Source organism: Halorubrum sp. GN12_10-3_MGM (assembly GCF_005435235.1).
Classification (GTDB): domain Archaea; phylum Halobacteriota; class Halobacteria; order Halobacteriales; family Haloferacaceae; genus Halorubrum; species Halorubrum ezzemoulense.
The window spans coordinates 1-6,020 of the sequence record NZ_SGUB01000054.1 but is presented as its reverse complement, the minus strand read 5'-3'; the positions used below and the strand labels follow the sequence as shown (position 1 = coordinate 6,020).

3 protein-coding genes and 3 pseudogenes are annotated in these 6,020 nt (G+C 55.9%); 1 reads left to right on the top strand and 5 read right to left on the bottom strand.

The features are described from left to right. Positions 1 to 679: 679 nt before the first annotated feature. Positions 680 to 1,534, top strand: coding sequence for a TrmB family transcriptional regulator (locus EXE47_RS18170; RefSeq protein WP_137708622.1), 855 nt, complete (start codon positions 680 to 682; stop codon positions 1,532 to 1,534). 55 nt (positions 1,535 to 1,589) lie between these two features. Here EXE47_RS18170 and EXE47_RS18165 read toward each other — a convergent pair whose 3' ends face one another. The 5 genes and pseudogenes from EXE47_RS18165 to EXE47_RS19320 form a co-directional block, all read right to left on the bottom strand. Next, positions 1,590 to 2,582 (bottom strand): NAD(P)-dependent oxidoreductase, encoded by a 993-nt coding sequence (locus EXE47_RS18165; RefSeq protein WP_137708621.1) that lies wholly within the window; start codon positions 2,580 to 2,582, stop codon positions 1,590 to 1,592. Then, entirely contained in the window at positions 2,579 to 3,541 is a 963-nt protein-coding gene (locus EXE47_RS18160) for an NAD(P)-dependent oxidoreductase (protein WP_137708620.1), read from the bottom strand. The genes EXE47_RS18165 and EXE47_RS18160 overlap by 4 nt, the downstream gene beginning before the upstream one ends. Before the next feature lie 52 nt (positions 3,542 to 3,593). After that, a pseudogene (locus tag EXE47_RS19330) lies at positions 3,594 to 4,214 on the bottom strand (UDP-sulfoquinovose synthase); the annotation flags it as partial. A gap of 189 nt (positions 4,215 to 4,403) precedes the next feature. Continuing rightward, positions 4,404 to 4,583 (bottom strand): annotated as a pseudogene (locus tag EXE47_RS19325) (LAGLIDADG family homing endonuclease); the annotation flags it as partial. Positions 4,584 to 5,276: 693 nt separating this feature from the next. Further along, a pseudogene (locus EXE47_RS19320) lies at positions 5,277 to 5,831 on the bottom strand (NAD-dependent epimerase/dehydratase family protein); the annotation flags it as partial. Positions 5,832 to 6,020: the final 189 nt, after the last annotated feature.

Genomic DNA, 6,020 nt, shown 5'->3' with positions numbered 1-6,020 from the left:
GCATCGAGCGGCTCGGTGTTGATCTCTATGACTCCTAGCTCGATCAACTGCCGAAACATCCCGCCGAACGCTGACTCAGTGGAAGACATATCGCCAGATTAGAACTGTCTGAGTGTAATTATACGGGTTTTCCGCGTTTCTACATAAGAGCGACCGCTATGGAGATGATTACGACGCCATCACCGAGGTTCCGATCACACGGTTCCGAACCGATCCCGCATTGTGAGTCGGTACGCGGAGGCTAGTGGCTACAGATTCGGTATAGGAAGGAACATAGCTTCAGTTTGTTCTCTCGGGCAGATCCGTCCATCTTCGCAAGTCAACAAGAAGATCTTGAAGGGCTCCAACCAACCGCTACTCGTCCGTCAGAACGCGCTCACAAAGTCGAAAAATCAGTCGTCAGTAGAGTCTGCGCGATTTTCGCTCAGTTTCTCCCAGATTTCGGTACAGCCCGCGCCGTCTTCCACATCAGCAAGATGATCGTCGTCGGCGTCAGCGGTGTTACTCATTGTGTGAGTAACCTATTGATTCCGTGTTATATCAATGTATCGCCGACGAACGAAGCGAGCCAATCGTGCCAGCTGAAAGTTCGATGGATCGATTGCCCAGGCACATGCTGGCCAGCAGGCTGCCGTGGGGGATACCACGTTTTATTCTGATTCGTGAATGAAGACCGCCTATGACCGAGGATACGTCTGATCTGCTGGAAGCACTTGATCTCACCGAGTATGAGCGAGAAGCGCTTGAAACGCTACTCGTGTTGGGAAAAACGTCTGCGCCAGATCTATCTGAGGCGACTGGAATTCCGAAAGCCCGCATCTATGGTGTCCTGGACGAGCTCGGTAATGCGGGGTATATCAAGATCATCCCTGGCCGTCCCAAAATGTATCAGCCGAAGCCACCCGCAGAGATTCTTGATCGGGCTATTGAGACGCGTCGGCAAGCGTTCGAAACCTACCAAGACTCAATTGAGGATATTCGGACAGACTTCATCGAGACACTACAGCCACTGTATGACTCTGCGAGTTCGGAGGTATCCCCGACTGAGAATCTCTTTGCTGTTGTTGATGTTGGCGACCCAAGCGAAGAAGAAACTCGGAGGCTCTACCGTGAGGCGACTACCCACGTTGACATCATCACAAAAAGCTTCGAGTATCTCGACACAGTCGAACCAACGCTCACACAAGCCCTCGAAGACGGCTGTACAATTCGGATTCTCTTTCTTCACCCGAAGCATCTCTCGAGGGCGAATCAGCAGGTTCAACGCGAGATCGTTGAACACATCCACGAGGCATATCCGAGCATCGAGACCCGATTTAGTGACAAGCGGCTCCCGTGGCGGGGCACAATTTCAGACCCGAGTATGGAGTATGACCAGGGCGCTGCGGTCTTGCTCGTTGAAGAGAAAGATATCCCACTCCACAAGCGCCAGGCTGCGGTGACGGATAACGGGTCATTCGTTGCTGGGCTCGAACGCTACTTCGATCTGACCTGGACGTACGAGAGCACCGAAACCTATCCTGGTGATCTTTGACTCACTGTAAGATCCCGACCCGAGTGGCATAAGCACTCGGCTCTATTCGGGCAGATCAGCTGTCGCCTGCGTCACGTAGGAGCCTGCGAATGCTGTCCTCAATTGAGTTCGTTGGTTCCCATCCAAGCGCTGACTCAGCACTGCTGGTGTCGACGGCGAAGGTCTCAACAAGCGTTTCGCCGTCTCCACGCGGATTTTCAACGAGTTCGATTTCGATGTCTTCGCCGCGTTCCTCGGCCGTAATTTGTTGAACGAGCTCGGCGACGGTTTGGACACCCGGATCTTCATCCGAGGCGATTTCATACTTTTCGACACCAGTTTCGCCGGCTTCCAACTGTTCGAGGAGTCGCTCTGTGCTGTGAACGTACGCACGGGCGACGTCATCGACGTGGATGTAGTTGCGGGACTGTGTTCCAGGTTCGTACACGGTGAGTGGCTCCCCGTTGAGCGCCCGGTTCACGAAGAAGTTGATGACCGTCCCTTTCGAGACGCGCTGGTCGCCAATGATGTGTTCGCCATAGAGATTCGACTTCAAGTAGAGATGTGCTGGGAAGGCGTCTTCAGCGTACGTCTCGATGGCTTGCTCACCGAGCAGTTTCGTGTGACCGTACCAGTTGAACGGGTCACGCGGGTCTGAAACGGTGATCGGGAACGTTTGTGGATCCCCGAGGACAGCCATACTGAACGGGAAGACGAGTCCAGCACCTGTTTTGCGACAGAACCACGCCACGTTGTTTGTCCCAGTGACGTTCACGTCGTAAGCGAGGTCCTGTTGCTGTTCACAATCATCAACACCGCTGATTGCCGCCAAATGAAGCACGACGTCCGACCCGTTGAGGGCGGCTTCAAGTTCGGTGCGATTTCGGATGTCGACGTGGTTGACTTCGACGTCACCAATATGGCGAATGTCGCCCAGATAGAAGTTGTCGAGTGCGACATACTCCCATTCTGGGTAGCGGTCGGCGAGGAGTTTGACAACGCGGCTGCCGATGTACCCGGCGGCGCCGGTGATCGCAATCTGTGGGGTGTCTGTTGGGGTGTCCGTCATTGTGGTTGTGTGAGGTGAGGGGTATTTTCGAACTGGGCGGCGAGATCGCGAACGCCTTCGCGGAGTGTGTGTTCGGGAGCGAATCCCGTCTCTGTGAGTCTATCGAAGTTCACGTGATAGGATGGGCCTGGGTGTTCATCGCGGAGGTAAGTGATCTCGAGGGTGTGGTTGAGTTCGTCGTTAACGATTTCGGCGATGGTTTCGATCTGGTAGTTCTGGTCGTTCGCACCCACGTTGTACACGTCTTGTGGCCACGCCTCGGGGTTGAGCGCGGCGTGTTTGTACGCGTGGGCGGCGTCTTCGACGTGAATGAACGGCCGCCAGTTGCTCCCATCTCCGTAGACGGTGAGCGCACGGTCAGTAAGCGCGCGGAACACGAAGTGATTCACGACGAGGTTGAACCGGACACCCGGTGAATACCCGTAGTTCGTGCTCATCCGGAGTGCCGTCGCGTCAAATCCGTACTCCGATTGTGCCTCACAGATGCGGGTTTCGGCGTCGAACTTCGCTTCTGCGTATGGATTCAGCGGATCGGGGTCGGTGGTCTCGTCGATGTCCGTGCTAGAGGCACGCCCGTAGAGGTTACATGAGGACGCAAAGACGACGTTTTTAACGTCGAGTTTGCCGGCCGCGCGAATGACGTTCTCGGTGCCGTCGTAGTTGACCGCAAATGTCTCCTCGCGGCGCTCATGCGTGCTGTCTGCGCCCGTAATTGCGGCGAGGTGGATGACGGTGTCGACGCCTCGCATCGCTTTTTCGACATCGCTGTACTCGCGAACGTCGCCGCGGTGGAACGCGAGTTGGTCCGTTGTCCCGAGGTTGAGCCCCATGAGATTCTGCGGCGTGCCGGACGCGAGGCTGTCGAGGACAGTGACGTGCTCGACGCGGTCATCGTCCACTAACTGTGGTAAGAGCGCGCTTCCGATGTAACCACAGCCGCCCGTTACCAGAACTCGCATACAGAGTTGAGGAAGTAGGCCAAACGTAAACCGTTCGATACGTGGGTTGTAGTTACTCTTCGAGACGGTCTTCGAGGACACCCGGCAGGAAGCGGTCTTCGTGGGCTTCGATCACGTCGGTGTGGTCGGTGAGCGTCGCGAACACATCCTGGATGCCGGCTTCGAAGTCTTGGGCCTGCTCGCCGATGAGATCGTCATACCGGTCGTGTTCGATCTCCATCTTGTGGGTCTCGTCTTCGTCGCGAGGGTTTTCGAAGTGCTCCACGTCGACGTCGAGCCCGTGCTCAGTCCCGACGTCAGCGATGGTGTTCGCGATCTCGACGATGCTGATAGCCCGAGTGGTCTGGTTGTAGACGACGTGGTCGTCGGGGCGGTCGTCGGGATCGATAAGCGCGAGCTGAGCGAGCCCCTCGACGGCGTCTTCGAGGCCGATGAAGGGTTTGCGCTGTTCGCCCTTCCCGTAGACGGTGACGGGGTAGCCGGCGACCGCCTGGGCGGCGAAGCGGTGGGCGACGGTGCCGAAGTAGTAGTCGAAGTCGAACCGCGTGTTCAGGCGGTCGTCCGCGCGCGTCTCTTCGGTTTGGGTGCCGTAGACGATGGCGGTGCGAACGTCGCTAATCGGGATGTCGAACTGCTGGTGGGCCAACCGCATATTGGCCGCGTCGTGGCTCTTTGAGTTACCACACCAGACAGGCTTCCCGTTTCGACGGACAAGTACAATACCGCCATCGACTGTACAACAGTAGACCTTGCCGTCGTACTGTTCTCTATCGAAAGCACTACCCTCTTGATTCGCTTGGATACACCACGAAGGGCTGATGTTGACGATATACTCAGGCTTCGTCTGGTAATTATCTCCCTCGCTTCTATCCTGACTACCAATGACAGCACTGTACCCTAGTTTGAGTGCGATTTCCTGAACATCGTCAGCGAGCTGTGGACTTGAAGTATAGAATTTCCATCCACGACCGTTTTGCGTCCCGTCTCCATCGATCAACGTCGTTAGTAGGATATCTAATTTCTCCCGAGACAAGTTGAGCATCCACTGAGGAATGTGCTTCTGATCTTTGAACTGTCGGAGATATGTCGCCAGTTGTAGGTCGGATATTTCGATGTACTCCTGCTTAGTATCGACGTGATGTCGGATCTTCTCACGGTTGAAACCGATTTTTGTGAACAGTTTGACTAACTCCTCCGCCCCCGTCTGGTAAATTCGGACGTTATTTGTCTGCCCCTCAATTCCAATCGAACCTTCGGTAATCCACCAGCCAAAGAATCGAATCCACGAGTCAAGCTCAATCTCTTTTTCTGCTAGCTTGATAATCTGATTCCCAGGATGAGTGGGCTTCTGATCACACGCCGGTAACGTGAACGTCTCTCGCTTCTGTCCGTCCCAATCAGGGAAGGACGCAAAGAAACACGGATATTGGTACTCGTCTCCCAGTTCGTCGGCTTGGACAACCTTTCGACGGTCTTCAAACGTCTTTTCACCCCCTTGTGCCCAGCTTGTCCCGATTAACATCCGGTGGTTCGGAGTTACTTTTAGATCGATCCGCCGATTCGAGACTGTCACCATTTCGCCAGTGTAATCGTAGGATTGGATTTCTGTCGGGACAGTCCATTTGGTTTCTCCCGACTCTGCGTCCATCGCCATCACTTTGTCCGACTCAGTCAGTTCAGGGAATTCTTTCCACCCCTCGTTCGTCAAGATTTCCGTGTCTTCATCGTAACAGAGGTGATACCACGAGCCTGCCATCGCGGGGAAGGGCACCTCGTCGCGGTCACCCTGGTTCTCCATGGTGGCGCCGCCCTCGGGGATGGGGAACTCGGGCGCGCCGTAGACGCCGGTGGTGGTGGTCTCGACGAAGTGAGTGTCGGTGAGGTCGTGTTCCTCGAGGCCCCACAGGAGGTTGCGCGTGGCTTGGAGGTTGTTGTGCTGGGTGTAGTTGGCGCGCTCGCCGTTGATCTGCGAGTAGGGCGCCGAGGGCTGGGCCGCGGTGTGGACGATCGTGTCCGGTTCGTGGACCGCGAGGATCTCGTCAACAAACTCCTTGTTCGTGAGGTCGCCCTCGACGAACGAGAGGTTCGTGAGGCCGTGGGTCTCTTCGGCGGCGTCGAGGCGGGTCTCGATCGAGCGGACGGGCGTCGCGGAGACGGAGCCGACTTCATCGACCCACTCGCGGCGCGCGAAGTTGTCGACGAGCAGGACGCGATCGTCGGTTCGGTCGGCGGTTCGTAAGGCTGTGGGCCAGCCGACGTAGCCGTCAGCGCCAGTGATGAGGATTGTCATAGTTACTCAGGTCATGAGTAATCACCTGTCAGTAAAAACGCATCGGTATACGGTATTACATCAACGTACGTGTTTAGCCCGAACTGATTTCGCTGCTATCTCATAGAAGGCGCACAACTTAGCCTGTATGAACTGGCAGCAGAGGTTCGCGATGATTCTCAGGGATGGGCTCCGTCGTGGAGCCCATCC

Bases quoted from the DNA above. Each gene is read 5' to 3' on its own strand.
- EXE47_RS18170 (WP_137708622.1), top strand. From the start codon at position 680: ATGACCGAGGATACGTCTGATCTGCTGGAAGCACTTGATCTCACCGAG.
- EXE47_RS18165 (WP_137708621.1), bottom strand. From the start codon at position 2,582: ATGACGGACACCCCAACAGACACCCCACAGATTGCGATCACCGGCGCC.
- EXE47_RS18160 (WP_137708620.1), bottom strand. From the start codon at position 3,541: ATGCGAGTTCTGGTAACGGGCGGCTGTGGTTACATCGGAAGCGCGCTC.